Genomic DNA, 26015 nt, shown 5'->3' on the forward strand with positions numbered 1-26015 from the left:
GCGGGCATCTACGGAGCAGGAGAAGCGAACCCCATGCGTATCGGAGTGCTCACCGCGGGCGGAGACTGCCCCGGTCTCAACGCCGTGATCCGATCCGTCGTGCACCGCGCCGTACACGACCGCGGCGACGAGGTCATCGGATTCGAAGACGGATTCAAAGGCCTGCTGGAGGGCCGCCACCGGCCCCTGGACATAAACTCCGTCAGCGGCATCCTCGCCCGCGGCGGCACCATCCTCGGCTCGGCCCGGCTGGAGCGGGACCGGCTGCGGGAGGCGTGCAACAACTCCGAGGAACTGATCGACCGGCTCGGCCTGGACGCGCTGATCCCGATCGGCGGCGAGGGCACCCTGACCGCCGCGCGGATGCTCGCCGAGATCGGACTGCCGGTCGTCGGCGTCCCCAAGACCATCGACAACGACATCTCCGCCACCGACCGCACTTTCGGCTTCGACACCGCCGTCGGTGTCGCCACCGAGGCCATGGACCGTCTCAAGACCACCGCCGAGTCCCACCAGCGGGTCATGGTCGTGGAGGTCATGGGCCGGCACGCGGGCTGGATCGCGCTGGAGGCGGGCATGGCGGCGGGCGCGCACGCCATCTGCATCCCCGAGCGCAACTTCGAGGTCGACGACCTGGCCAAGATGGTCGAGGAGCGGTTCGCGCGGGACAAGAAATTCGCCATCGTCTGCGTCGCCGAGGGCGCGCACCCGGCCGAGGGCTCCATGCCGTACGAGAAGGGCGTGATCGACCAGTACGGTCACGAGCGCTTCACCGGCATCGGCAACCGGCTCGCGGTCGAGCTGGAGCACCGGCTCGGCAAGGAGGCGCGGCCCGTCATCCTCGGCCACATCCAGCGCGGCGGCACTCCCACGGCCTACGACCGGGTGCTCGCCACCCGCTTCGGCTGGCACGCCGTCGAGGCCGCGCACCGCGGGGAGTTCGGCCGGATGACAGCCCTGCGCGGCACCCGGATCGTGATGGCCCCGCTCGCCGACGCGGTCTCCGAGCTCAAGCGGGTCCCGCAGGACCGCATGGACGAGACCGAAGCGGTCTTCTGAGCCGTCCCGCGGCCACGTTCCCGCCGCGGCGCGTGTGCCCTGCCCGGACGCCCGCCGCCGGAGCCGGGAGGTTCGAGGGGCCCGTACCGCCCGGCCCCCCGGCACCTCCGCACGGCCGGCGCCGCCGCCCGGTCACCGGCCGGACGGCTCCGCGGCCCCGGTGTGCGCCGTGCTGGGCGCGGTCCGCGCCGCCGCCCGGCTCCCCGCGGCCTCCGGCCGCGGACCGACCGCCACCGGTGGCCGGCCGGCCGGGGCCCGCACGAAGGCGAGCACCACCGCCGCGCAGCCGGCCAGCGCGGCGCCCACCAGCAGCACCGTGCGCAGCGGTGCGGCGTCCACCACCCGGCCGCCGACGAAGGCGCCCAGCGCGATGGCGGCGTTGAAGACGGAGGCGAACAGGGCACCCGCCGCCTCGCGTTCGAGCGGCGCCGCGGCCAGCACCCAGCTCTGGCTGCTCACCGAGACCCCGCCGTAGGCCAGCCCCCACAGCAGCAGCGCCGCGACGGCCGCTCCGGTGGCCGGGCCCGCCGCGGCCAGCAGCAGGGTCGTCACCGCGATGCCCCCTGCCAGCGTCAGCAGCGTGCTCCTGGGCCGGCGGGCCGCGCGGGCGCCCGCCGCGAAGTTCCCGGCGACGCCCGCCGCACCGTAGGCCAGCAGCAGCACCCCGACCAGCGCGGGCGCGACGCCGGAGAGCTGCTCCAGCACCGGCCGCACATAGGTGTAGGCGGCGAAGTGCCCGGTCACCAGCAGGGCGAGGAAGACGAATCCGGTGCACAGCCGGGGATTCCGCAGCAGCCGCGGCAGCGTGCCGGGGCGTACCGGGCGGTCGGCGGGCAGCGCGGGCAGCAGCAGCGCGAGGGCCGGCGCGGTCCCGGCCGACAGCCCCGCCGCGGCGCCGAACGCGGCCCGCCAGCCGACCGCTTCGCCCAGCATGGTGCCCGCGGGCACCGCCAGCACGCTGGCCAGCCCGATACCGCCGAAGACGGCTGCCAGCGCCGTGCTCAGTGAGCGCTGCGGCACCAGCCGGACCGGCAGGGTGGCCGCCAGCGCCCATACCCCGCCGAGTGCGACACCCACCAGGACGCGCGCGAACAGCAGCACGGCGAGGGAGGGCGCCGTCGCCGAGAGGGTGTTGGCGGCGGCCAGCAGCAGCGCCAGCGCCGCCAGCACGGTACGGCGGTCGAGCCTGCCCGCGGCGGGCGGGACGAGGGGGGCGGCGAGGGCCGCGACGACTCCGGTGAGGGAGACGGTCAGCCCGGCCGATCCCTCCGAGACCTCCAGGCTCGTGCCGATCGGGGTGAGCAGCCCGACGGGCAGCATCTCGGCCGCGGTGACCGCGAAGGTGGCGGCCGTGAGCGAGGCGACGCCGAGCCACGCCCGCAGCGGCGTGCGCTCCCTTCCGCCGGGGGCGTGTCCTGGGGGATCCGTGCAGGTGGGGGTCTCAGTCATGGTTCAAGACTTCGCGCCCGGCCGCCCGGGAACAACGGCGGACTTCTCATCCTTCCATGAGCGGGGCTCATCGGTCTGCCGCGAGCGGGGCAGGGGCAGCGGCCCCGTCGACACGGCGGGCGGGAGCGCGGAGCCAGTGCGGGAGGCGGAGTTGGACAGCGGTGGCGGTACCCGGATCCGGTCACTGGAGATGCGGGAGCTGGAGTGCTTTCTCGTCCTCGCCGAGGAACTCCACTTCGGGCGCGCCGGAGAGCGGCTGTATGTGTCGCAGAGCAGGGTCAGCCAGCTGCTGCGCTCGCTGGAGAACCGGATCGGGGCGCGGCTGGTGGAGCGCACCAGCCGCCGGGTGGCGCTGACCGAACTGGGCTCCCGGTTCCTCGAACGGCTGCGGCCCGCCTACGGCTTGCTGGGGGAGGCCGTGGACGAGGCACGTGCCGCGGCCCGGAGCGTGACCGGGCGGCTGCGGCTGGGGTTCCTGGGCAGCGCGGATCATCGCACCACGGCGGCCCTCGTCCTCTTCCACGCCCGCCATCCCCAGGTGGAGACCGCCGTCGTGGAGATCACCATGGCGGATCCGTTCGGACCGCTGCGGCGCGGCGAGGTGGACGCCGCCGTGGTGCTGCTGCCGGTCGCGGAGTCCGATCTGGTGGTGGGGCCCGGCTTCGGGGCGCAGCCGTGGACACTGGCCGTCTCCTCCGGCCACCCGCTCGCCGCCCGGTCCGCGTTGAGCGCCGAGGATCTCGCGGACTGCCGGCTCCTCGCCGCCGCGCCGCCCGCCCCCGGCTACTGGCGCGACCATCAGGCCCCGCCGCGTACACCGGGCGGTCGCACCATCGCACGGGGCCCGGCGGTGACCACTCTCCAGGAGGGGCTGGCCAACGCCGCCGCGGGGCGCGGGGGGATGCTGCTGTGCCGCCCCACGGCCGAGGCGCACGCCCGTGCGGACATCGTCTTCGTACCGGTCGACGGACTGCCCTGCTCGGAGCTGGCCGTGGTGACGGGGGGCGGCCACGGCAGCGCGCTGCGGCGGGCGTTCGTGCGGGCCGTGGCCGACTCGGCCGGTACGGTCCCTCCGGCTCCGGCCGTGCCGGGGCCCTGCTGAGGACGGCGGCTGCCGGCCGCGGGCGGGGCCGCGGCCGGTGGCGCGCCCCGGAGGCGGATGTCCAACTTCACCCAATCGCAACCTTCTTCCCGCCGGCACCCGCCGTCCCCGCTGCGACCTGCGGTCTCCCCCTCGGGACCGGGACCCGGCGAACTGGGCCACGGACGGGAACACTTGGATATTCCGGGGCGCGTGTGCTCCGGGTTGAGGATGCGAGTACCGTGCTGTCACCCGTCGTGCGTGCATCTCGTACGACGGTCCTACCGGAAGGAAAACGATGACAGCACTGCGCCTCAGATGGCAGCGGTCGGTCGCCATCGCGGCGACCGGTGCCGCGGCGTTCGTCGGCACCGCGATAGCGGCCGCCCCCGCCCAGGCACACACCCCTTCATGGTCGGTGACCTGTGACTCGGTCTCGATCGACCTGAAGATGTACGCGCCGAAGGACAACAAGGTCACCATCAAGGCCGGTGACGAGACGCTGATCAGCGAGACCTTCGGCCGTAGCTTCCAGAAGAAGGTCGACCTGCCCGAGCACGGCGAGCCGCTGAAGGTCACCGCTCAGGTCGTGGCCTCGGACGGCGACCGGTTCTCGTGGGGCCCGGAGACCAAGACGTCCCCGGTCTGCGACAAGCCGACGCCCACCCCGACGCCCAGCGAGTCGGAGTCCACCCCGCCCTCGCCCAGCCCCTCGCAGAGCCCCAGCGAGAAGCCGGAGCCGAGCGCGCCCGAGTCCAGCTCCAGCGCCCCGGCGGAGAAGCCGCAGGGCGGCGGCGACGACCTCGCCGAGACGGGTTCCTCCAGCAACACCCCGATGATCGCCGGCATCGCGGCCGCCGTGGTCATCGCAGGCGGGGGCCTCGTCGCCTTCGCGCGCAAGCGCCGCTCCTCGCAGAGCTGATCCACCCGGGGCTGTCCCCCGTGCAGCCCCGGACCGTTCGTTCGGACGGTTGACGGACAGCCCGCACCACCGCCCGGCGGCCCGCCTCGGCCGGCCGCCGGGCGGCACGGGCCCCGGGCCCCGTCCCGCGGAGCGGCCGTTCCGGCGACGGGACCTCCGCACGCCGGGCGGGGCCCTACGGCCCGCCGGACGCCGGGCCCCCGCGCCACAGATAGTGGTGCTCGGGGCGTCCCACCTGCCCGTAGCGCTGCCGCCGCTCCGCGGAGCCGGTGGTGACGAGGTGTTCGAGATAGCGGCGTGCGGTGATCCGGTTCACGCCGAGCGCCGCCGCCGCCTCACTCGCCGTCAGCCCCTCCCGGGCCGCCTCCCGCAGCCGGTCCGTCACCCGCGCCAGCGTCGGGGAACTCAGCCCCTTCGGCAGCGCCGAGGCGGTGGGCGCGGCCCGCAGCACCGACAGCGTCCGGTCCACCTCGTCCTGACTGACCGCCTCGCCCCCGGCCTCGGCCGTGGCACGGAAGTCCGCGTAGCGCAGCAGCCGGTCGCTGAGCGTCCGGAAGGTGAACGGCTTCAGCACATGCTGGACGACCCCGAGCGCGACCCCCTCCCGGATCATCGTCAGATCGCGGGCCGACGTCACCGCGAACACATCCTCCGAATGGCCCGCCGCACGCAGGGCACGCAGCAGGTCCAGGCCGCTGCCGTCGGGCAGATACAGATCGAGCAGGATCAGATCGACGCCCCCGCCCCGGCCCGCCGCGTCCTCCAGGGCGCGGAGCGCCTCGGCCCGGGAGTGCGCCTTCCCGGCCACCTCGAAACCCGGCACCCGGCTGACGTACAGGGCGTGCGCGTCGGCCGCCACGGGATCGTCCTCGACGACCAGGACACGGAGTGTCATCGCAGTACCTCCTGGGCTCCTGCCTCCCGCGGCAGCGGCAGCCGCACCTCGAACTCGGCGCCCGCGCCGGGGAGATCGCGGGCCTGTACCTCGCCCCCGTGCCGGTGTGCCGTCTGCCGCACCAGGGCCAGGCCGATGCCGCCGCCCCGGCCGGTCTTGGTGGACCAGTTCCGCTCGAAGAGCCGGTCCCCGGCCCCGGGCGGCAGGCCGGGGCCGGTGTCGGCCACGCGCAGCAGCAGGACGCCGGAGCGGTCGCACCGGACCGTGACCGTCACCCGGGGGCCGGCCGGGGCCCGCTCCTCGCCGGCCGGACCCGGCACCCGGCCGGCGGGCGGGGCCGTGACGGCCTCCACCGCGTTGTCGATCAGATTGCCCAGCACCGTCACCAGGTCCCGGCCCGGGATGCCCGGCACGTCCTCCACACCGGAGTCCGGCGCGAGGGTCAGCTCGACGCCGCGCTCCTTGGCCTGCGCGGCCTTGCCCAGCAGCAGCGCGGCCAGCACCGGCTCCCGCACCGCACTCACCACCCGGTCGGTCAGCGCCTGTGCCAGCTCCAGCTCCTCGGTCGCGAAGCGCACGGCCTCCGCCACTCGGCCCAGTTCGATCAGGGAGACGACGGTGTGCAGCCGGTTGGCGGCCTCGTGGGCCTGCGAGCGCAGCGCCTCGGCGAAGCCGCGCACCGAGTCCAGCTCACCGGCCAGCGCCCGCAGCTCGGTGTGGTCGCGCAGGGTCACCACCGTGCCCCGGCGCTCCCCGCCGTCCACCGGCGCGGTGTTGACGACCACGACCCGCTCGCCGGTCAGATGGACCTCGTCCCGGCGCGGCTCCCCGGCCAGCAGCGCTTCGGTCAGCTCGGCGGGCAGCCCGAGGTCGGCGACGTTCCGGCCCACCAGGTCCCGGGGTCCGTCCCGGCCCAGCAGCAGGCGGGCGCCGTCGTTGACGAGCGCGACCCGCCCCTCCCCGTCGAGCAGCAGCAGTCCCTCGCGCACCGCGTGCAGTGTCGCCTGGTGGTAGTCGTGCAGCCGGCTGAGTTCGACCGCGTTCATCCCGTGGGTGTGGCGGCGCAGCCGGGCGTTGGTCAGATACGTGCCGACGGCGCCCAGCGCCAGGGCCCCGCCGGCCACCGCGAGCACCGCGGTCAGCTGCTCGCCGACCTGCCTGCTGATGGTGTCGATGGTGATCCCGGCGCTGACCAGGCCGATGATCCGGCCCTCCCGCCCGCCGTGCCCGGCTTCCCGGACGGGCGTCACCACGCGTACCGACGGGCCCAGCGTGCCGGTGTAGGTCTCGTCGAAGGTGTGGCCCCGCAGCGCGGGCCCGATGTGGCCGACGAACTGCTCGCCGATCCGGTCGGGGTCGGGGTGCGTCCAGCGCTTGCCGTGCGGATCCATGATCGTCACAAAGCTGACGCCGGTGTCCCGGCGCACCCGCTCCGCGTAGGGCTGCAGGCGCGCGCTGGGATCGGCGGAGCCGATGGCCGCCCGTACGGAGGGGGAATCGGCCACGGCCTGCGTGGTGGCCCGGGCACGGTGCGTCGCCGCCTCCCTGGCCTGTGACTTTCCGGAAACGTACGCGAACACCGCGCATCCGGCGACCACCACGGCGACCAGCACCACCTGCATGGCGAAGAGCTGTCCTGCCAGGCTGCGCGGGCGGGACCGCAGGGGGAAGCGGGGTCGGGGGACGCGCATCGTCTCAGTCTGCCGTGGCTTGTTTCGTGCACGTAATGCACGTAAGGGTGACGCACATCGCACCGTGTTGCATAGTCGCCGGGACTCAACACGATCGGAATTCGCAATCGAGCGTCCACCAGGGCGTTCCGGCGGAGACATCGTGACGTGACCCATGGACGAGGAGCCGCCGACGTGTCGAAGAAGACACCGCAGCAGGCCGCAGCGGGTGCTGCGCCGGAGACCCAGCAGCAGCCGGGGCCCAAGCGGGACCGCACCCATTACCTCTACATCGCGGTGATCGGCGCCGTGGTGCTGGGCGTGGTGCTGGGACTGACGGCACCTGGTGTGGCCACCGAGCTGAAACCGCTCGGCACGGGGTTCGTCAATCTCATCAAGATGATGATCTCCCCGATCATCTTCTGCACGATCGTGCTCGGCATCGGCTCGGTCCGCAAGGCGGCCAAGGTCGGCGCGGTCGGCGGCCTGGCGCTCGGCTACTTCCTGGTGATGTCGCTGGTCGCGCTGGCGATCGGGCTGGTCGTCGGCAACGTCCTGGAGCCGGGCCACGGGCTGCAGCTCACCGACGCGGCCCGGGACGCGGGCGCCTCGCAGGCCGAGGGCGGTGAGGGCCTGACCGACTTCCTGCTCGGCATGGTCCCCACCACCATGGTCTCCGCCTTCACCGGTGGCGAGGTGCTGCAGACCCTGCTCATCGCCCTGCTGGTCGGCTTCGCGCTGCAGGCGATGGGGTCGGCGGGGGAGCCGGTGCTGCGCGGTATCGGGCACCTGCAGAAGGTGGTCTTCCGGGTGCTGGCGATGATCATGTGGGTGGCCCCCGTCGGCGCCTTCGGCGCGATGGCGGCGGTGGTCGGCGAGACCGGGGTGGACGCGCTGAAGTCGCTCGCCGTCATCATGATCGGCTTCTATCTGACCTGCTTCGTGTTCGTCTTCGTCGTGCTCGGGACGATCCTGCGGGTGTTCACCGGCGTGAACATCTTCAAGCTGCTGAAGTACCTGGGCCGGGAGTTCCTGCTGATCCTGTCCACCTCCTCGTCCGAGTCGGCACTGCCCCGGCTGATCGCGAAGATGGAGCACCTGGGCGTCAGCCGGCCCGTCGTGGGCATCACCGTGCCCACCGGCTACTCCTTCAACCTCGACGGCACCATGATCTACCTGACCATGGCCTCGATCTTCGTCGCCGAGGCCATGGGCAACCCGCTCGGCATCGGTGAGCAGATCTCGCTGCTGATCTTCATGTTCGTCGCGTCCAAGGGCGCCGCCGGGGTCACCGGCGCCGGGCTGGCCACCCTGGCCGGCGGCCTCCAGTCGCACCGTCCCGAGCTGGTGGACGGCGTGGGTCTGATCGTCGGCATCGACCGGTTCATGAGCGAGGCCCGCGCGCTGACCAACTTCGCCGGGAACGCCGTGGCCACCGTGCTGGTCGGCACCTGGACCAAGGAGATCGACCGGGAGCGCGTCGGCGAGGTGCTGCGCGGCGCGCTGCCCTTCGACGAGCGGACCCTGGAGGCCGCCCACGAGCCCGCCCCGGACCGGTCGGAGGAGACCGCGGCCGAGCAGGTCCCGCCGCAGGAGCGCGCCGCCGCGGCCACCAAGGGCTGATCCGGACGCCGCCCGGCCCCGGTCCGCCCGGCCTCCCGAGGCCGTCCCGCCCCCGCCCCGCATCCGCCGGAGCGGGGGCGGTCCCGTCGGTGTTCCGCCGGCTCCGGCCCCCGGTGGCCGCGGGCGGCCACGGGCGGGTGGCGCGCTCCGGACCGGATCAGGTCCTGCGCAGCCGGAACCAGTAGAAGCCGTGCCCCGCGAGTGTCAGCAGATAGGGCAGGCCCCCGATCGCGGGGAAGCGGACGCCGCCGATCAGTTCCACGGGGACCCGCCCCTGCCACTCCCGCAGATCCAGTTCGGTCGGCTGCGGGAACCGCGAGAAGTTGTGCACGCACATCACCAGGTCGTCACCGCCGCCGGGGAGCGCCAGCTCCCGCAGGAAGGCCAGGACGCACGGGTTGGAGGAGGAGAGCTCCTCGTAGGAACCCAGCCCGAAGGCGGGGTTCTGCTTGCGCACCTCGATCACCCGCCGGGTCCAGTGCAGCAGCGAACTCGGCGAGCTCATGGCGGCCTCGACGTTGGTGGCCTGATAGCCGTGCACCGGGTCCATGACGGTCGGCAGGAACAGCCGCCCCGGATCGCAGGAGGAGAACCCGGCGTTGCGGTCGGGCGTCCACTGCATCGGAGTGCGGACCGCGTCCCGGTCGCCGAGCCAGATGTTGTCGCCCATGCCGATCTCGTCGCCGTAGTAGAGGATGGGCGAGCCGGGCAGCGACAGCAGCAGCGCGGTGAACAGTTCGATCTGCTTGCGGTCGTTGTCCAGCAGCGGCGCCAGCCGGCGGCGGATGCCGATGTTGGCCCGCATCCGTGGGTCCTTGGCGTACTCCGCGTACATGTAGTCGCGTTCCTCGTCGGTGACCATCTCCAGGGTCAGCTCGTCGTGGTTGCGCAGGAAGACGCCCCACTGGCAGCGGGAGGGGATCGCGGGCGTCTTGGCGAGGATCTCGGAGACGGGGTAGCGCGACTCGCGGCGCACGGCCATGAAGATGCGCGGCATGACCGGGAAGTGGAAGGCCATGTGGCACTCGTCGCCGCCCGTCGCGTAGTCGCCGAAGTAGTCGACGACGTCCTCCGGCCACTGGTTGGCCTCGGCCAGCAGCACGGTGTCGGGGTAGTGGGCGTCGACCATCCGGCGGACCCGTTTGAGGAAGGCGTGCGACTGCGGAAGGTTCTCGCAGGTGGTGCCCTCCGCGGCGTACAGGTAGGGGACCGCGTCCAGCCGGAAGCCGTCGATGCCCAGGTCCAGCCAGAACCGCAGGGCGGAGATCATCTCGTCCTGGACCAGCGGGTTGTCGTAGTTGAGGTCCGGCTGGTGGGAGAAGAAGCGGTGCCAGAAGTACTGCCTGCGCACCGGGTCGAAGGTCCAGTTGGACACCTCGGTGTCGACGAAGATGACGCGGGCGTCCTGGAACTGCTTGTCGTCGTCGGCCCAGAGGTAGTAGTCGCCCCACGGCCCTTCCGGGTCGCGCCGGGACTCCTGGAACCACGGGTGCTGGTCGCTGGTGTGGTTCATCACGAAGTCGATGATCACGCGCATGCCGCGCTGGTGCGCGGCGTCCACGAACTCCACGAAGTCCGCGAGGTCGCCGAACTCGGGGAGCACGGAGGTGTAGTCGGAGACGTCGTAGCCGCCGTCCTTGAGCGGGGACTCGAAGAACGGGGGCAGCCACAGGCAGTCCACGCCGAGCCACTGGAGGTAGTCCAGCTTCGCGGTGAGCCCGCGCAGATCCCCGATGCCGTCGCCGTCGCTGTCCTGGAAGGAGCGGACGAGCACCTCGTAGAAGACGGCGCGCTTGAACCAGTCGGGATCGCGGTCCCGGGCGGGGGTGTCCTCGAAGGTGTCGGGGACGGGCTCGTTGACGCTCATGTGTGGGTGACCCTCCGGTCGGTGAGGACGGTCGCAGGGTGCGGGCGCGGGCCGGGCGGAGGACCCACCTCCCCCGCAGCAGCCGCACGCCGCCCTCCCTGCCCCAGTGATCGGGCTGTTCGGCGCACGCGGCGCGTACCGGCAGGACCCGTGGCCGCTCAACTGAGCGGCACACGGTCCGGATGCGAAGCGCGCGCTGTTCAACGACTTCGCCCCCGCGTGGGTGTGGTGCGCCGGCGGCCGTCGTCGCCACCCGGACCCTCCGAAGGCCACGTGCGCCGGTACCGGCCCGCCTCCGGAACGCCAACGGCTCCCAGGACCTGTCGAGGTCCTGGGAGCCGTTGTCATGCCAGGCGCGTGCGCCGGTCCGCCGCATCCCCGGCCGGGGACGGGGCGAAGCCCCGCGGGCGGCGCCGCCCGCCGGTCAGCTACCGGTCACGTTCACCCCGGTCCAGGCGGCCTTGACCGCCTTGACCTCGGCACTGTCCGCGCCGTAGAGGTCGGTGGCCGACTGCACGGTCGCCTTGCGCGCGTCCGCGTAGTCCGTCGTCGAGGTCATCTGCTCGGTCAGCGCCTTGAACCAGATCTGCTCGGCCTTCTCGATGCCGATCCCGTCCAGCTTCTCGCCGTTCTTGGTGGGCGAGTCGTACTTCACGCCGTTCACCTCGCGCTCCCCGCTGCCCACGGACAGCAGGAAGAAGAAGTGGTTGGCGATGCCGGAGGAGTAGTGGACGTCCACGTCCCCGGCCTCGGGGCTCCAGTAGTCCAGCGAACTGCCGTCCTTGCTCGGCTCGTCCATCCAGCGCAGCGGGGTGCCGTCGCCGTTGATGTCGATCTTCTCGCCGACGAGGTAGTCCGGCACGTCGTCCGGGCTGTCGGCGTGGAACTCGACCGCGGCGGCGAAGATGTCGGAGGTGGCCTCGTTCAGGCCGCCCGACTCGCCCGCGTACTCCAGGTTGGCCGTGGTCGAGGTGACCCCGTGCGACATCTCGTGCGCCGCGACGTCCAGCGAGGTCAGCGGGTTCTTGTTGCCCTGGCCGTCGCCGTAGGTCATGCAGAAGCAGGAGTCGTCCCAGAAGGCGTTGACGTAGTTGTCGCCGTAGTGGACCCGGCTGAGGGCGCCCTTGCCGTCGCCCGCGATGCCCTCGCGGCCGTGCACCTGCTTGTAGTAGTCCCACGTCTGGCCGGCGCCGTAGTGCGCGTCCACGCCCGCGGTGGCCGGGTCGCCGGTGGTGCCGTCGCCCCAGACGTCGTCGTCGTCGGTGAAGACCGTGCCCTCGCCGCTCTGGCCGCCGTTGAGGTCGGAGGTGCGGTTGCCGCCGCGCGCGTCGTCCTTCATCGTGAACGAGCCGGACGAGCCCGAGGTCCCGATCTCGACCTTGCCGCTGTACTGGCTGTTGCCGGTGCCCTCCTTGATGCCCTGGAACTCGAAGAGCTTCTTGCCGGTCCTCGCGTCGGTGATCACGTGGAGCTGGTTGGGCGCGCCGGACTTCTGCACGCCGCCGACGACGGTCTCCCAGGCGAGCACGGGCTTGCCCTCGCCCGCCCAGACGATCTTCCGGGGGGCCTTGCTGCCCTTGGCCTCGGCCTTGACGGGCTTGTGCGCGGCGGGGGCCGACGTCTTCACCGCGATCTTCGCGCGGGTGGCCTTGGAGGCGCCGGTGCGCTTGCCGGAGGCGGACTTGTGCACCACGAGGTCGCCGCCGAGGACCGGCAGCCCGTCGTAGGTGCGCTCGTAACGGACGTGTGTGGAGCCGTCCTTGTTCTTGACGACATCCTTGACGTGGAGCTTCTCCTTGGAACCGAGGCCCAGTGCGCGGGCGTCGGCGGACTTCGCCGCCTCGGTGTTCGCCGTCTTGACCAGCTCGGTGTGCTGGCTCGCGGTCAGCTGCGCGGGCAGCGCGCCGTTCGCGGTGGTCTCGCCGGCCGGGGCCGCGCCGGCGGTGCCGGCGGTGACGCCTGCCGCGACCAGGGCCGCCGTGGCGGCGAGGGCGGATATCCGCTGCTTGGAGGTGAATCTCACAGTGACTCCTTCTGCCGTGGGGGCCGGACGGTATGACTGATCAACCGTCCGGGCAGAACTGAACTGCGGTGCGCCACGCGAAAGTACGGACGGGGTTCGTGCTGCTGTACGCATCCCGTGTGACGTGCTGGTGAGCCTGCCACTTTCGACATGGGCATGTCACCGGCACATCGAGCTCTGATCAGAGGTTGGCCAGATTCTGTTCGTTGATACGAAACCCGTGCCCGCATAGCGGACAACTGGCAGAAGCCCTTCCGCTGTCCAGTGCCCGCGCACCACCCGCTGCCGTGTTCCACCGCCCCCACCGCCCCCACGGCGCCGTCCCGGTGCCGGGCCGTCAGCGGCAGGCACCGGGCGCCGCCGGTGCTCCGCACGGGAGCGGGCTCAGGCGTTGACGTCGTGCCGTGCCGCGCCCCGCCCCGCGGACGGCTCCCCGCGGGCCGGAGCCCGGCGGGGGACCGCGCGCAGCGTGCGGACGGCCGGGACCGACAGCAGTGCCGCACTGATCCCGATCATGATCACGCCGCCCGCGAGCAGTACCGTCCGGGCCCCGAGCAACTGTGCCGCCGGGCCCGCCAGCGCCTGGCCCGCGGGCATCATGGCGAGCGAGCCGGCCACCTCGTAGGCGTGGATGCGGTTGAGGATCCGACCGGGAACCTGGGTCTGCACACTGGTCGCCCACATCACGCTCCACACGCCGCCGCCCATGCCCCAGACGGCCGCGGCCGCCATCATGGCGGCGGGCGGCAGGCCCAGACCGACGGCGGCGGGGTAGCAGCAGCACCCGACCAGCGCGAACGACCCGGCACGCAACTGCCGTTCGGGCCGGAAGCGCAGCGCCAGCAGCCCGCCCAGCGCGGTGCCGCCGCCCAGCGCCGAGTTGACCAGCCCGTAGACGCCCGGCCCGTCCGACGGGATGATCTCGGCGGCGGTCAGCGGCACCAGCGGCCCGGAGACGGTGACCATGTAGACCATCCAGATGAGGATGACGCTCCACATCCAGGTGCGGGCCCGGAACTCGCGCCACCCCTCGGCCAGATCGGCACGGTAGCGGGTGCGCCCGGCGGGGCGGCCCCGGGCGGCCGGCAGCCGCAGCAACGCCAGGCACACCGCGCTGAGCAGATAGGTCCCGGCGTGCGCGGCGAACACCCCGCCCGGGGAGAAGCCACCCACCAGCGCACCGGCGAGGGCCGGGCCCAGCAGCATGGCCAGGGACTCCGCCGTGCGGATCAGCCCGTTGGCGCCCTGCACGTCGTCGGCCACCCGGGGGACGGTGCTGGCGACCCCCGGCTGGAACAGGCCCGCACAGATGCCGTTGACGGCTCCGATCGCGCACACCTGCCACAGCACCACGTGCCCGCTCAGGAAGAGCGCCGACATGCCCGCCTGGGTGACCACCCGCACCAGATCCGAGCCGATCATCAGTCTCCGGGTGTCGAACCGGTCGCAGAAGACGCCTCCGAAGATGACGAAGCCCGCCAGGAACACCGTCAGCGAGGCCAGCGCCGCTCCGATCGCGCCGGGCCCGTGGCCGTGCTGGATCAGCCCGGCGGACAGCGCGATGGGCAGCATCGCGTCACCGAGCTTGGCGACCGCACGGCCGGTGAAGAACAGGGCGAAGTTGCGGGAACGCAGAGCGGCCGTCGCGGCACCGGAAGGGGTCACGTCCAGCCAGTGTGGCCAAGAGCGCGGTCCGGAGCGAACTGATTTCGCACGGCGCCCGCCGCCGTGTCGCGCTCCGGGGCGGCTCGGCTGCCGCGGGGATTCCTCGTTCACTCGTGTGAGCCCGGTGTCCCTCCCGCACGCGCTTCGTTGGTCCGTTCGTCCGGGTGAGGCGGCTGAACGCCCTCGACAGCAGGCGACGCACAGGAGCGGGGACGGCATGGGACGGGGCACGACGGCACGGCGAGTCCGGGCACTGCTGTACCACGCGGGGGGCGTGCGACGGGCGGTGCGCGCCGTTTCGGCCGTCGTGGCGCTCGCGCTGCTGTGCACCGCGCCTGCGGGATGCGCCGTCGTGGACGACTCCAAGCCGCCGGGGGGCGCCATCCGGGTGACGCCCGAGGACGGTGCCAGCGATGTGCCCACCGACGCACGGGTGGAGGTCTCGGTCGCGGAGGGGAAGCTGCGCAGCGTCCGGATGCAGCACAAGGGCAAGGACGCCGGGCGCGCCATCGCGGGCCGGTTCTCCGCCGACCGGCGGAGCTGGCGCCCGCTGCCCGCCTCCGCGGAGAACGCCTCCGGGCGCGGAGCCGGGCACGGCAAGGGCACGGTGCTGGAGTTGGCCGGCACCTACGAGGTGGACGTGGTGGCCGTCGACGGCGAGGGCGACCGGGTGATCCGGCACGCCACCTTCTCCACCCGGGTGCCGCCGCACCGCTTCGTGGGCTACTTCCGTCCGGAAGACGGCCAGACCGTCGGTACCGCGATGATCGTCTCGCTGGAGTTCAGCCGGCCCATCGCCGACCGGGCGGCCGTCGAGCGCGCCATCGACGTCACCTCCACGCCCCGCGTGGAGATCGCCCCCCACTGGTTCGGCCGCAACAGGCTCGACTTCCGGCCCCGCACCTACTGGCAGCCCGGCACCGAGGTGACCCTCGATCTGCGGCTGCGCGATGTGCGCGGGGCGCCCGGCGTCTACGGGACGCAGCGCAAGCAGGTGACGTTCACCGTCGGCCGCGACCAGCGCAGCGTCGTGGACGTGGGCCGCGGCACGCTGACCGTGCGGCAGGGCGGCCGCCGGGTCGACCGGTTGGACATCACGGCGGGCACGAAGAAGAACCCGACCTACAACGGCCGCATGGTCATCAGCGAGAAGTTCCAGGAGACCCGGATGAACGGGGACACCGTGGGCTTCGGCGGCGAGTACGACATCAAGGACGTGCCGCACGCGATGCGGCTCACCCGCAGCGGCACCTTCCTGCACGGCAACTACTGGGCCGCCGAGCGCACGTTCGGCAAGAAGAACACCAGTCACGGCTGCGTCGGACTGGAGGACGAGCGCGGCGGGGACGACAAGTCGCCCGCCGGGCGGTTCTTCCACCGCTCGCTGATCGGCGACCTGGTCACCGTGCGCGGTTCGCACGACCGGACCGTGGCGGCGGACAACGGCCTGGGCGGCTGGAACATGCCGTGGGAGACCTGGGTCGGGGGTTCGGCCCTGAACTGACCGCGGCCGGGAAGGCGCCCCGCCTCCCTGCCGTGCATCCGCCTCCCTCCCGTCCGTTCCGGCTCTCGTCCACGGCGGGCCTGCGGGTGATGCCGGCGGTGTGCCGGCCGCCCGGTGGGCGGGGCCTCCCGGCGTCGGCGCACGGGCGCTCTCCCTCCTTCCGGCCTTCCCAAAAAACGCGACCGAATGGTGACCACGGAGTGCGGTTCGCCGTCATTGCGGTGTGGTTATCTAACAATGCGGATGCGCGCCGCCGTTCATGTGCCGTTCACGGCCGGGCGGCGCGATGTCGCGTTTTCGGGGGCGCACACGGGTGCGCGAAGCCGTGTGAGGACAAGGGATGGGGCCGTCTTGGATCTGAAGACCGTGGCCGGGGACAAGTTCACGTGGAAGGCGATCCGGGGGGACAGCCGCGCCCGGATCATCGGAGGCTCAGCCGTCGGCTTCGTGGTGCTGCTCGTGGTGCTGCTGCTCACGCTGACCACCTGCGGCGGCGGTGGCGGCACCGGCGCCCGCGCGAACAGCGGGGACGACGACCGGGACAAGCCCGCCAAGGGGCCCTCCGAGGCCGTGCTGACCGTCGCCCCGAAGGACGGCGCCGACGACGTGAAGACCTCGGGCGTCCTTCAGGTCCAGGCGGCCGAGGGCAAGCTGACGAAGGTGACCGTCCAGGACTCCAAGGGTGCGAAGGTCGAGGGGAAGCTCGCCGAGGGCGGCACGGTCTGGCGCCCCGCCACCCACCTGGCGGCCGGTACCAAGTACACGGTGGACGCCGTGGCCGAGGACTCCGAGGGGCGGGCCGCGGCCAAGCACGCCACGTTCACCACGTTCGTGCCGCAGAACACCTTCGTGGGCTACTTCACGCCGGAGAACGGCGACAAGGTCGGCGCCGGGATGCCGTTCTCGATCAACTTCAACCGCCCCGTCGCCCACCGGGAGGCCGTGGAGCAGGCGATATCCGTCTCCGCCGACCCGGAGGTCGAGGTGGCGGGCCACTGGTTCGGCAACCAGCGCCTCGACTTCCGGCCCGAGAAGTACTGGAAGGCCGGGACGAAGGTCGCCGTCGACCTCAACCTCAGCGGCGTCGAGGGTGCCGAGGGCGTCTACGGGACGCAGCGCAAGACCGTGCGGTTCACCGTCGGCAGGCAGCAGGTCAGCGTGGTGGACGCGAAGAAGAAGACGATGACCGTGACCCGCGACGGCGAGAAGATCAAGACCTTCCCCATCAGCTCCGGGCGCCCGGCCAACCCCACCTACAACGGTGTGATGGTCATCAGCGAGAAGCACGAGGTCACCCGGATGAACGGGGACACCGTGGGGTTCGGCGGCGAGTACGACATCAAGGACGTCCCGCACGCGATGCGGCTGAGCACCTCGGGCACCTTCATCCACGGCAACTACTGGATGGCCAAGTCGCAGTTCGGCCAGGTCAACAGCAGCCACGGCTGCGTGGGCCTGTTCGACCTGCGCGGCGGCGGCGCCAACGGGACGCCGGGCGCCTGGTTCTTCAGCCACTCCATGGTCGGCGACGTGGTCGAGGTCGAGAACTCGCAGGACGACACCATCAAGCCGGACAACGGCCTCAACGGCTGGAACATGTCCTGGGAGAAGTGGACGGCGAAGCAGTAGCGGGCCCGGCGGCCGGCGGCCCGCCGCGCGGAGTGCCCGGGGGCGGCGGCTCCCGGGCGCCCCGGCGCGGCCGGGGGCCGGGCCGGGGCTGTGAGCAACGGCACCGGGCCCGCGGCGCGGAACGGCCGTTAACCTTCCCGGCATGACGACTGACGAATCCAGCGGCGCCACCGCGCGCCTCGAGGTCGCCGACGGTGTCGGCACCATCCGGCTCGACCGGCCGAAGATGAACGCCCTCGACATCGCCACCCAGGACCTGCTGCGCGAACTCGCCGAGGAGGCCACCCGCCGCGAGGACGTGCGCGCCGTGGTGCTCTACGGGGGCGAGAAGGTGTTCGCGGCCGGTGCGGACATCAAGGAGATGCGCGAGATGGACCACTCCGCGATGGTCCTGCGCTCCCGCGGTCTCCAGGAGGCGTTCACCGCGGTGGCCCGCATCCCCAAGCCGGTCGCCGCGGCGGTCACGGGCTACGCCCTGGGCGGCGGCTGCGAGCTGGCGCTGTGCGCGGACGTCCGGTTCGCGGGCGAAGGGGCCAAGCTGGGGCAGCCGGAGATCCTGCTGGGCCTGATCCCCGGTGCGGGCGGCACCCAGCGGCTGTCCCGGCTGGTCGGCCCGGCCAAGGCCAAGGACCTGATCTTCACCGGGCGGACGGTGCCGGCGGCCGAGGCCGCCCGGATCGGCCTGGTCGACCACGTGGTACCGGACGCCGAGGTGTACGAGCAGGCGCACGGCTGGGCCGCGCGGCTGGCGCGGGGTCCGGCGCTCGCGCTGCGCGCGGCCAAGGAGTCGGTCGACTTCGGTCTGGAGGCGGACATCGAGACCGGTCTGGCGCTCGAACGGAACTGGTTCGCCGGGCTGTTCGCGACCGAGGACCGGCAGATCGGCATGCGCAGCTTCGTGGAGGACGGCCCGGGCAAGGCCCGGTTCCGCTGAGCGACCCGCGACCGGGCCGGGGGCGGCACGGGGGACCGGCCGCCCGGCCCCGGGGACGGCCGGCCGGCCGCCCATCGACCCGCCCGGCCGCCCGCACCGGCGCTGGGCCGCTCCCGTCCTCCGCCGTTCCGGTACGTGGCAAGAGGCCGCCGGGGTGGGGTGGTTGGGGGTGGCGTAAAGCCCCGCACAGGCCGAACACTCCACCGTGTGGGGGAATCCGCTGTGCCCGGTCCTCCCTCGTTCGTGGGTGGGCCGTGGCGCGGTGTGATCATCTGCGCACGGCTTGTCACCCCGGGTCGTCCCAGGTCAGTGCATGTCCGCCGGGTCTCGGGGCGCCGGGTCGCGGCGGTCGCGGCGCGCTGGAGGGGGTCGTTCCGCCTTGGTGGATACCCGCGAACCGCCCCCAGCGGCATCCCCCTGCCGCCATGATGGAGGCATGGCGGGTCAGGGAGATGTGGCGAGCGTGACCGAACGGGTTCCGGAAGACCCAGCGGGGAAGTGGGACGCCGAGCCGGTGCGCACGGTTCTCGAACGGGCGGGCGATCCGACCGTACGGGAGGTGCCGCTCCCCAACCTTCCGGAGTCCGCTCGGCTGGCCCGTCGCCTCACCCAGGCCGTGCTGCAGGAGCGGTGGGCCCTCCCGGCGGAGCGCACGGAGTACACCGTGCTGCTCGTCTCCGAGCTGGTCGGCAACGCCGTGCGGCACACCGGCGCGCACACCATCGGTATCCGGATGCTGCGGCGCTCGGGGTGGATCCGCGTCGAGGTGCGGGACCCCTCCCGCGGACTGCCCTGCCTGCTGCCGGTCGGCGAGCTGGACACCAGCGGCCGGGGGCTCTTCCTCGTGGACACGCTGGCCGAGCGCTGGGGTGTGGACCTGCTGCCGCGGGGCAAGACGACGTGGTTCGAGATGCGGGCCACGAGCTGACCCGTGCGCGGCCCCGCCGCCCCGCGGCCCCGACCGCGGTGCGGGCCCGGCGGCCCGTCCGCCCTCCGGGTGCGCCGTCCGCCGAGGTGTGGCGCCCCCGGGGCGGGGAACCCGGCGCGAAACCGCCACGAGGGCGTGCCCCGGGCCGGTGCGCGGCTCCGACGGGGCTCTGTCGACGTACGGAGGAAGCCATGCCCGCAGGGTCCGACCGCAAGCGCGAACGCCAGTACGAGCACATCAAGGAAGGGGCCCGGCGGCAGGGCGCCTCACCCGCGCGGGCCAAGGAGATCGCGGCCCGCACGGTGAACAAGGAGCGCGCCCGGCACGGTGAGGCCAGGAGCGCCGGCCGCACCTCGGTGCGCGACACCGCCCCCGCCCGGCGCGGCGGCCGGCGCTCCGGCAACCGCATGGGTCCCGGCGGCCCCACTCGCGAGCAGCTCTACAACGAGGCCCGGCAACGCGGCGTCCGGGGCCGTTCGCAGATGACCAAGGCCCAGCTCCAGCGCGCCCTCGGCCGCTGACCGCCGCTCGACCGCCCGGCACCGGGCACCCCGCGCGTACCGGGCCCGCGCCCCCTGGGCCCCCGTACTCCCGGGTCCCTCTCCTCCCGGAGCCCGGGCCGCGCACGGTTCCGGGTCGGCCGGGCAGCCACGCGAACAGTGGTTCGGCAAGGTTTGACCTTGTGCTCGGCGGAAACCCCGGGACGGGAACAGCTCACGTACGCCCACTCCGTGGAGCCGTACCAGCTGGGAGGGCGACGGCCCATCGCGCCCGCCCGCCCCTCCCGACCACATCCGAGGATTGGAGCGCACCGTGGCAGCTCACGCGTCCAACGAGGGCTCGACCCCGTCCTACACCGTTCCCGGCATGTCCACGGCAGAGGGCGGCAGCGTCATCCAGCTGCTCCGCATGCGGCTGCACGCGCTCAACGACCTGGCGCTGACGCTGAAGCACGTGCACTGGAACGTGATCGGACCGCACTTCATCGCCGTGCACGAGATGCTCGACCCGCAGGTCGACGCCGTCCGCGACATGATCGACAACACGGCCGAGCGCATCTCCACCCTGGGCGGCTCCCCCTGGGGCACCCCGGGCGTGCTGGTCGCCGAGCGGACCTGGCACGACTACACGCTCGGACGCGCCGAGGCCATCGAGCACCTCGGCGCCCTCGACGTCGTCTACACCGGTGTGATCGAGGACCACCGCAAGGCCGTCCAGGCGACCGACAGCTCCGACCCGGTCACCCAGGACCTGCTCATCGAGCATCTGCGCAAGCTGGAGCTGTTCCAGTGGTTCGTGCGCGCCCACATCGAGAGCTCCGGCGGCAAGCTCGCGACGGGCCCGCACGACTCGGAGTCGGCCGCCGCCGAGAAGGCCGCCGGCCAGGCACGCGGAAAGCCCTGACCGCGGGCCCCGCACCCGCGTCCCCGCCAGGACCCCGGCGCTCCGGCGCCGGGGTCCTCGGCACTCCCGCCGTCCCCGGACCGCCCGACCGGCCTGCCCGGCTCCCCTGACCGCCCTGCCGTCCGCCGCCCGGCCGCTCCCTCACGCGTCCGGGCCGGCGCCGCGCTCCTCGACGCGCGGTACCGGTCGGCTCCCCGCATGATGGGGAGGTGGCCTCGCCAGGCGCTGCCGCGGCTGTCGCCGAGCGGGGGCGCAGGCACCGGGGCCACGCGATCGGGAGACAGCGATGCACCGCTTCCGCGAACCGAACACGGGGCCCGCCGGTCACGGCGACCCGCCGGTCGCCGCCCATGTCGCGCTGGCCGTCAACGGCATGGGCAGCTTCTGCTGGGACCTGCGGTCGGGCGAGATGAAGTACGACGACGCGGGACTCGCCGTGCTGGGGTTCGAGCCGGGCGAGTACGACGACCGCCCGGCCACCGTCGCCGACCGGATGGTGCCCCAGGAACTGCCCGGGATCCAGGCCCAGGTCAGCCGTGCGCTGAAGGCGCGGACGGGATACAGCATCTACTTCCGGGTGCGCCGCCCCGACGGCTCGCTGCGCTGGACGCACTCCCAGGCCACCGTCGTGTGCGACGACGCCGGCACCCCGGTGCGGGTCGTGGGGATCATCCGGGACGCCAGCCAGGAACTCCAGGCGGTCGACCAGACGAGGGAACTGCGGCAGGCCAAGAGCGAGCGGCGGCGGCAGGCCGACCTCGTGGGCCACGTCAACGACGCCCTCGCCCCCACCGTCACCGTCGAGGACGTCGCCGAGGCCCTCACCACCACCCGGCTGGTGCAGCGGCTGGGGGCGGCCAGCATCACCCTCGGCCTGGTGGACGGCGGGCGGATGGGGCTGGTGGGCTCCAACGGGGTGCCGGGCGAGATCATCCGCGACTTCCATCTGGCCCGGATCGGCGCCCCGCTGCCGCTCACCGAGGCGGTCCGCACCCGGGAGCCGGTCTTCGTCACCAGCCGCGCGGAGTTCGCCCGGCGCTACCCCGGGCTGGGCCAGTACCTGGGCCTGGTGCCCCGCGCCACCGCGGCGGTCTACTTTCCGCTGATCGCGCACGACACCCCCATCGGCGCCGTGGGCCTCACCTACGAGGGCAAGGACCGCTTCACCCACGACGAGCGCACCGTGCTGACCGCGCTCAGCAACACCATCGCCCAGTCCCTCCAACGGGCGCTGCTCTTCGACCAGGAGCACGAGCTCGCCGCCGGACTCCAGACGGCGATGCTGCCCGGACACATCCCGCACGTTCCCGGCCTGGCCATCGCGACCCGCTACCGTCCGGCGCGGGCCCGCGGCGGAATCGGCGGCGACTGGTACGACGCCGTCACGCTGCCGGACGGCCGGATCGCCGCCGTCGTGGGCGACGTCCAGGGGCACGACGTGACCGCCGCCGCCGTCATGGGGCAGCTGCGGATCGCGCTGCGCGCCTACGCGGCGGAGGGGCACCCGCCGCTGACCGTCATGGCCCGGGCCTCGGCCTTCCTCGCCGAACTGGACACCGACCGGTTCGCCACCTGCCTGCTGGTGCTGTTCGACCCCCGCACCGGCGTCGCCGTGACCGTCCGGGCCGGTCACCCGGAACCGGTCCTGCGCCGCCCCGACGGGAGCTGCGTATGGGTGGACACCCCCGTCGGACTGCCGCTCGGGCTCGCCGCACCCTCGGCCCAACCCCCGTACGCGCTCTCCGAGACGCTGGTGGAGCCCGGTTCCTCGCTGGTGATGTGCACCGACGGCCTGATCGAGTCCCGCACCCGGGATCTCGACGAGGGGCGCGCGAGGCTTCTGGAGGCGGTGCGGAACGGGCCGGTGCGTCCCGACGACCTCGCCGACCACCTGCTGCGCACCATGGGCGACTTCACCGGTGAGGAGGACGACGTCGCGCTGCTGCTGCTGCGCCGTGCCTCGGGCCGGCGTCCGGCCGCGCCGCAGATGGCCGTCACCATCTCCTCCAGCGACCCGCAGTCCCTGCACGCGGCCCGGCAGGCGCTGCGCACCGCCCTGCACCGCTGGTCCCTGGACTCCCTCGCCGACACCGCCGAGCTGCTCGCCAGCGAGATGGCCACCAACGCGCTGCTGCACACCGAAGGCGACGCCACCCTCACGGCCCGGCCGGTGCGCAACGGCAGCCGCGCCCTGCGCATCGCGGTCACCGACACCTCGCCGGACAACCCCTACCGCCGGGCCGCCACCGAGCAGTCCACCTCGGGGCGCGGCCTGATGCTCATCGAGGAGCTGGCCACCGACTGGGGCGTCGAACCGCGCGGCAACGGCAAGCGCGTCTGGTGCGAGATCCCGCTGAACGCACACTAGCGCTGTGACCGGGAAGGCTTGTTCCTGACCGCCCGACGTGTCATCCGCCAGTTCGTGTGCGCGGAGAGGTTGTCGAGTGTCAAGGTCGTGGCCGGCGCTTTGCCTGTCCTCGTGCCCGGTGCCGTCTTGCGTACGACCAAGTCACCGCAGTCATCAGGGCCGGGATGGCGAACAGCGGGGCGAAAGCGAAGCCCCAGACGGTCTGTGCTGTACCACTCGACAGGTACGTCTGGCTCTCGACGGTGAAAGCGACCACGAGTTGCCACAGTGCCACCAGGACCAGGATGCCCGAGGCGGTCCAGGCCAGCGGGGCGAGGATCCTGGGATGCAGCGGCCGCCACCGGTTGCTGACGAGCAGCAGCGGAAACAGAGCGGCCAGCTCGGCAAGGAGGGAGAGACCGACGACGTATGCGATGCCCCAGCCCGGGATGTCGTAGACGTCGCGGAGCACCTGGTCGCTGTAGCCCACATGGACACCGGATGCCATGGCGATGCGCCACAGGCCGGACGGGACCGCGCACAGAGCGATGGCGTGGGCGGCGCGGCGAGCCCAGGCAGGCGCAGATGCGGAGCCGGGGAGCGGAACGGTCGCTGTCGTCATGAGGTACATGCTGGTCCTGGACAGGTCAGCCGCGCGTCGTCCGCAACGGCGGACCGTCTCCGCCCTGCGGATGACGGCACACCCGCCGAGGGAGGACCTGAGGACTGCGCACATCGCCGGACACGCTGGGATGTCCAGTCGCCCGGCGATCGAGGACATCGCCCCGACCCGGTGAACGTCCGCGGTCACAGCACCAGGCGGGGCCCGTGTCCGGTTGTCCGCCGGGTGCGTGCCGCACTAGCGTGCCGACAGTGGACCTCTTCGCCTGCTCGTGGACGGCGCTGCGGACGGCGGTCGCCGCGCTCCCGGAAGCCGACTTCGAGAAGCCCTCCGGGTGCGCGGGGTGGCTCGTGCGGGACCTGGTGTGCCATCTGGTCATCGACGCGCAGGACGTCCTGATCACCCTCGCCACCCCGACCGGGAGCGAGCCGACCGCCGACGCGGTGACCTACTGGGAGGTCGCCGACCGACCACGGCCGGCCGCTGGCCCCGGGCATCTGGGACCTGCGCTTCCAACTGGGCTGCGGCGGCTGGCGCACCTCCCAGCCGCTGCGCGGGTACGCGATCGAGGTGCCGGAGGCCGCCGGTCCGGACGGGGCACCTGCGGCAGTCCGGGAGCAGGACCGGGCCGTCCGCGGCGCGGCGGTGCGCTGAGCGTCGGCCGCCGGCCGCCGACCGCCGACCGGAGGGCCGTCAGGGGACGGTGAGCCGGGGCACGCCGCCGGAGTCCCGGCCGCGGCCGGCCGCTGCGGACACCGGGGCCGGGGAGCCGTGCCCGGGTGCGGTGGCCGGCAGGGCGATCGCGGTGACCAGCAGGTTGTCGCGGCACAGCCAGCGCCCGGCGAACCCGTCCAGGCGCCTGCCGCCGACCGTCGGCCCCGGGACCAGGAGCCGGGCGGTGAAGGTCCCGTCGTGCGGGTCGACCTCGATGTGCGCCTCCTCGAAGTCCAGTTCGCGGCGGGTGAGCGGATACCACACCTTGAACACCGACTCCTTGGCGCTGAACAGCAGTCTGTCCCAGCGGACTCCGGGCGCGGCGCGCGCGTGCGCGGCCACCCACTCCCGTTCGCGCTCCAGCGAGATGAGGTCCAGGACCCCGGCCGGGCAGGGCTCGTTGGGTTCGGCGTCGATCCCGACTCCGAGCATCTCCCGGCTGCGGGCCACGGCGGCGGCCCGGTAGCCCTCGCAGTGGGTCATGGCGCCCACCACGCCCTCCGGCCACTGCGGGGCGCCGCGCCGGTCGGGCAGCAGGGGGACGGGCCGTACGCCGAGGCTGCCCGCGGCCCGCCGGGCGCACTGCCGCACGGTGGCGAACTCGCGCTGCCTGCGCGGCACCGCGTGGTCGACCACCTGCCTCTCCTGCGGGTGCAGATGGTCGGCGGGCGACCCCGGCAGATCCGCGAACGCCTCGGCGGCGGCCACCGAGGAGGGCAGCAACGCGCCCAGCAGGGTGCTCTCCCCGGCCGGAGCCGCCGCCGGAACGGGAGCCTGCGCGGCCGGAGCCGCCGCCGGGGCGGCGGGCGGCGGTGGTGGCGGGACGGCGGCGGGCAGCACCGGGCGCAGCGGCTCCCGCGGATCACGGGGCTGCCATTCGCGCGGGTAGCCCACTGAGACTTCCTCGAACCTGACTCCGTCGTGCCAGGTGACGCGGGGGATGTGCAGATGGCCGTAGACGACTGCCGCTGCCCGGAAGCGGCGGTGCCAGTCGGCGGTCAGCTCGGTGCCGCACCACTGGGCGAACTCCGGATGGCGCAGGATCCTGGTGGGTTCCCGGACCAGCGGCCAGTGGTTGACCAGTACCGTCCGCTGCCCGGGCGGGAGTGCTTCGAGCCGGCGCCGGGTCCACTCCGCGCGGGCCCGGCACCAGGCGTCCGGGGTCGGATAGGGGTCGGGGTGCAGCAGGTACTCGTCCGTGCACACCACACCGGCCTCGTGCGCGCGGCGCAGCGACTCCTCCTTGGTCGCCGTTCCCGGGGCGCGGAAGGAGTAGTCGTAGAGGACGAACAGCGGGGCCACGGTGACCGGTCCGCCCGCGCCGCGCCACACCGGGTAGGGGTCCTCGGGTGTGGCCACCCCGAGGCTGCGGCACATCTCGACCAGCCGCCGGTAGCGGCGGTCGCCGCGCAGGGTCACCGGATCGCCGGGATGGGTCCACAACTCGTGGTTGCCGGGGGCCCAGAGGACTCTGGCGAACCGTGTGCTCAGCAGTCGCAGGGCCTGCTCGACGTCCGCGAACCGTTCCGCGACGTCCCCCGCGACGATCAGCCAGTCGTCGTCGCTCCCGGGGCGGAGGGACTCCAGCAGGGCCCGGTTCTCGCGGAAGGCGACGTGCAGGTCGCTGACGGCCAGCAGCCTTCCGGCCATGTGCTCACCCCCGTCCGCGAGGGGCGACG

20 protein-coding genes and 1 pseudogene are annotated in these 26015 nt (G+C 73.1%); 12 read left to right on the plus strand and 9 right to left on the minus strand.

Translation table 11 applies throughout. The features are described 5' to 3' along the window. The first annotated feature begins 33 nt into the window (after nt 1–33). On the plus strand, nt 34–1059 hold the full coding sequence (locus A949_RS0103755; RefSeq protein WP_019354671.1) for an ATP-dependent 6-phosphofructokinase: 1026 nt from the start codon (nt 34–36) through the stop codon (nt 1057–1059). 132 nt (nt 1060–1191) lie between these two features. On the opposite strand, the gene A949_RS0103760 is transcribed toward A949_RS0103755, so the two are convergent. After that, nucleotides 1192–2508, minus strand: coding sequence for an MFS transporter (locus tag A949_RS0103760; RefSeq protein WP_019354672.1), 1317 nt, complete (start codon nt 2506–2508; stop codon nt 1192–1194). 190 nt (nt 2509–2698) lie between these two features. On the opposite strand from A949_RS0103760, the gene A949_RS0103765 reads away from it, so the two are divergent. Then, entirely contained in the window at nt 2699–3610 is a 912-nt protein-coding gene (locus tag A949_RS0103765; protein WP_037705844.1) for a LysR family transcriptional regulator, read from the plus strand. Between the two features lie 277 nt (nt 3611–3887). Beyond that, nucleotides 3888–4511 (plus strand): Hsp20/alpha crystallin family protein, encoded by a 624-nt coding sequence (locus A949_RS0103770; RefSeq protein WP_019354674.1) that lies wholly within the window; start codon nt 3888–3890, stop codon nt 4509–4511. A gap of 175 nt (nt 4512–4686) precedes the next feature. Here A949_RS0103770 and A949_RS0103775 read toward each other — a convergent pair whose 3' ends face one another. After that, nucleotides 4687–5406: a response regulator gene (locus tag A949_RS0103775; RefSeq protein ID WP_019354675.1), complete on the minus strand. Its 720-nt coding sequence runs from the start codon at nt 5404–5406 to the stop codon at nt 4687–4689. Further along, nucleotides 5403–7097 carry an ATP-binding protein gene (locus A949_RS0103780; RefSeq protein WP_026004314.1) on the minus strand — a complete coding sequence of 565 codons (1695 nt, stop codon included), beginning with the start codon at nt 7095–7097 and terminating at the stop codon, nt 5403–5405. The genes A949_RS0103775 and A949_RS0103780 overlap by 4 nt, the downstream gene beginning before the upstream one ends. A 270-nt stretch (nt 7098–7367) precedes the next feature. Here A949_RS0103780 and A949_RS0103785 point away from each other — a divergent pair, with 270 nt between their 5' ends. Beyond that, nucleotides 7368–8699: a cation:dicarboxylate symporter family transporter gene (locus tag A949_RS0103785; RefSeq protein ID WP_051019381.1), complete on the plus strand. Its 1332-nt coding sequence runs from the start codon at nt 7368–7370 to the stop codon at nt 8697–8699. Nucleotides 8700–8856: 157 nt separating this feature from the next. On the opposite strand, the gene treS is transcribed toward A949_RS0103785, so the two are convergent. The 3 genes from treS to A949_RS0103800 all read right to left on the minus strand — a co-directional run bounded on the left by treS (nt 8857) and on the right by A949_RS0103800 (nt 14254). Continuing rightward, the gene (treS, locus tag A949_RS0103790; protein ID WP_019354678.1) at nt 8857–10566 is read right to left on the minus strand and encodes a maltose alpha-D-glucosyltransferase; all 1710 of its coding nucleotides are present in this window, start codon (nt 10564–10566) and stop codon (nt 8857–8859) included. Nucleotides 10567–10990: 424 nt separating this feature from the next. Further along, the gene (locus tag A949_RS0103795; protein WP_019354679.1) at nt 10991–12589 is read right to left on the minus strand and encodes a M4 family metallopeptidase; all 1599 of its coding nucleotides are present in this window, start codon (nt 12587–12589) and stop codon (nt 10991–10993) included. A gap of 384 nt (nt 12590–12973) precedes the next feature. Further along, on the minus strand, nt 12974–14254 hold the full coding sequence (locus A949_RS0103800) for an MFS transporter (RefSeq protein WP_019354680.1): 1281 nt from the start codon (nt 14252–14254) through the stop codon (nt 12974–12976). 217 nt (nt 14255–14471) lie between these two features. Here A949_RS0103800 and A949_RS0103805 point away from each other — a divergent pair, with 217 nt between their 5' ends. The 7 genes from A949_RS0103805 to A949_RS0103835 all read left to right on the plus strand — a co-directional run bounded on the left by A949_RS0103805 (nt 14472) and on the right by A949_RS0103835 (nt 23021). Further along, nucleotides 14472–15758, plus strand: coding sequence for a L,D-transpeptidase (locus A949_RS0103805; RefSeq protein WP_019354681.1), 1287 nt, complete (start codon nt 14472–14474; stop codon nt 15756–15758). A 351-nt stretch (nt 15759–16109) separates the two neighbouring features. After that, nucleotides 16110–17387: a L,D-transpeptidase gene (locus A949_RS0103810; protein ID WP_019354682.1), complete on the plus strand. Its 1278-nt coding sequence runs from the start codon at nt 16110–16112 to the stop codon at nt 17385–17387. A gap of 142 nt (nt 17388–17529) precedes the next feature. Further along, nucleotides 17530–18321 carry an enoyl-CoA hydratase/isomerase family protein gene (locus A949_RS0103815; protein ID WP_019354683.1) on the plus strand — a complete coding sequence of 264 codons (792 nt, stop codon included), beginning with the start codon at nt 17530–17532 and terminating at the stop codon, nt 18319–18321. Nucleotides 18322–18757: 436 nt separating this feature from the next. Beyond that, nucleotides 18758–19249 carry an ATP-binding protein gene (locus A949_RS0103820; RefSeq protein ID WP_026004315.1) on the plus strand — a complete coding sequence of 164 codons (492 nt, stop codon included), beginning with the start codon at nt 18758–18760 and terminating at the stop codon, nt 19247–19249. Between the two features lie 191 nt (nt 19250–19440). Next, nucleotides 19441–19770, plus strand: coding sequence for a hypothetical protein (locus tag A949_RS0103825; protein WP_019354685.1), 330 nt, complete (start codon nt 19441–19443; stop codon nt 19768–19770). 346 nt (nt 19771–20116) lie between these two features. Beyond that, nucleotides 20117–20653 carry a Dps family protein gene (locus tag A949_RS0103830; RefSeq protein WP_019354686.1) on the plus strand — a complete coding sequence of 179 codons (537 nt, stop codon included), beginning with the start codon at nt 20117–20119 and terminating at the stop codon, nt 20651–20653. 286 nt (nt 20654–20939) lie between these two features. Next, the gene (locus tag A949_RS0103835; RefSeq protein WP_019354687.1) at nt 20940–23021 is read left to right on the plus strand and encodes a SpoIIE family protein phosphatase; all 2082 of its coding nucleotides are present in this window, start codon (nt 20940–20942) and stop codon (nt 23019–23021) included. 79 nt (nt 23022–23100) lie between these two features. Here the strand turns inward: A949_RS0103835 and A949_RS0103840 are convergent, their stop codons facing one another. Further along, nucleotides 23101–23631 (minus strand): hypothetical protein, encoded by a 531-nt coding sequence (locus A949_RS0103840; protein ID WP_027758969.1) that lies wholly within the window; start codon nt 23629–23631, stop codon nt 23101–23103. A 242-nt stretch (nt 23632–23873) separates the two neighbouring features. On the opposite strand from A949_RS0103840, the gene A949_RS38805 reads away from it, so the two are divergent. Beyond that, nucleotides 23874–24329 carry a maleylpyruvate isomerase N-terminal domain-containing protein gene (locus A949_RS38805; protein WP_019354690.1) on the plus strand — a complete coding sequence of 152 codons (456 nt, stop codon included), beginning with the start codon at nt 23874–23876 and terminating at the stop codon, nt 24327–24329. Here the strand turns inward: A949_RS38805 and A949_RS38810 are convergent. Then, nucleotides 24316–25044, minus strand: a complete 729-nt coding sequence (locus A949_RS38810; RefSeq protein WP_443332983.1) for a 4'-phosphopantetheinyl transferase family protein — start codon at nt 25042–25044, stop codon at nt 24316–24318. The genes A949_RS38805 and A949_RS38810 overlap by 14 nt on opposite strands. A gap of 102 nt (nt 25045–25146) precedes the next feature. Continuing rightward, nucleotides 25147–25986: pseudogene (locus A949_RS38815) on the minus strand (metallophosphoesterase family protein); the annotation flags it as partial. Nucleotides 25987–26015 lie beyond the last annotated feature (29 nt).

Source organism: Streptomyces sp. AA1529 (genome assembly GCF_000280905.1).
Classification (GTDB): domain Bacteria; phylum Actinomycetota; class Actinomycetes; order Streptomycetales; family Streptomycetaceae; genus Streptomyces.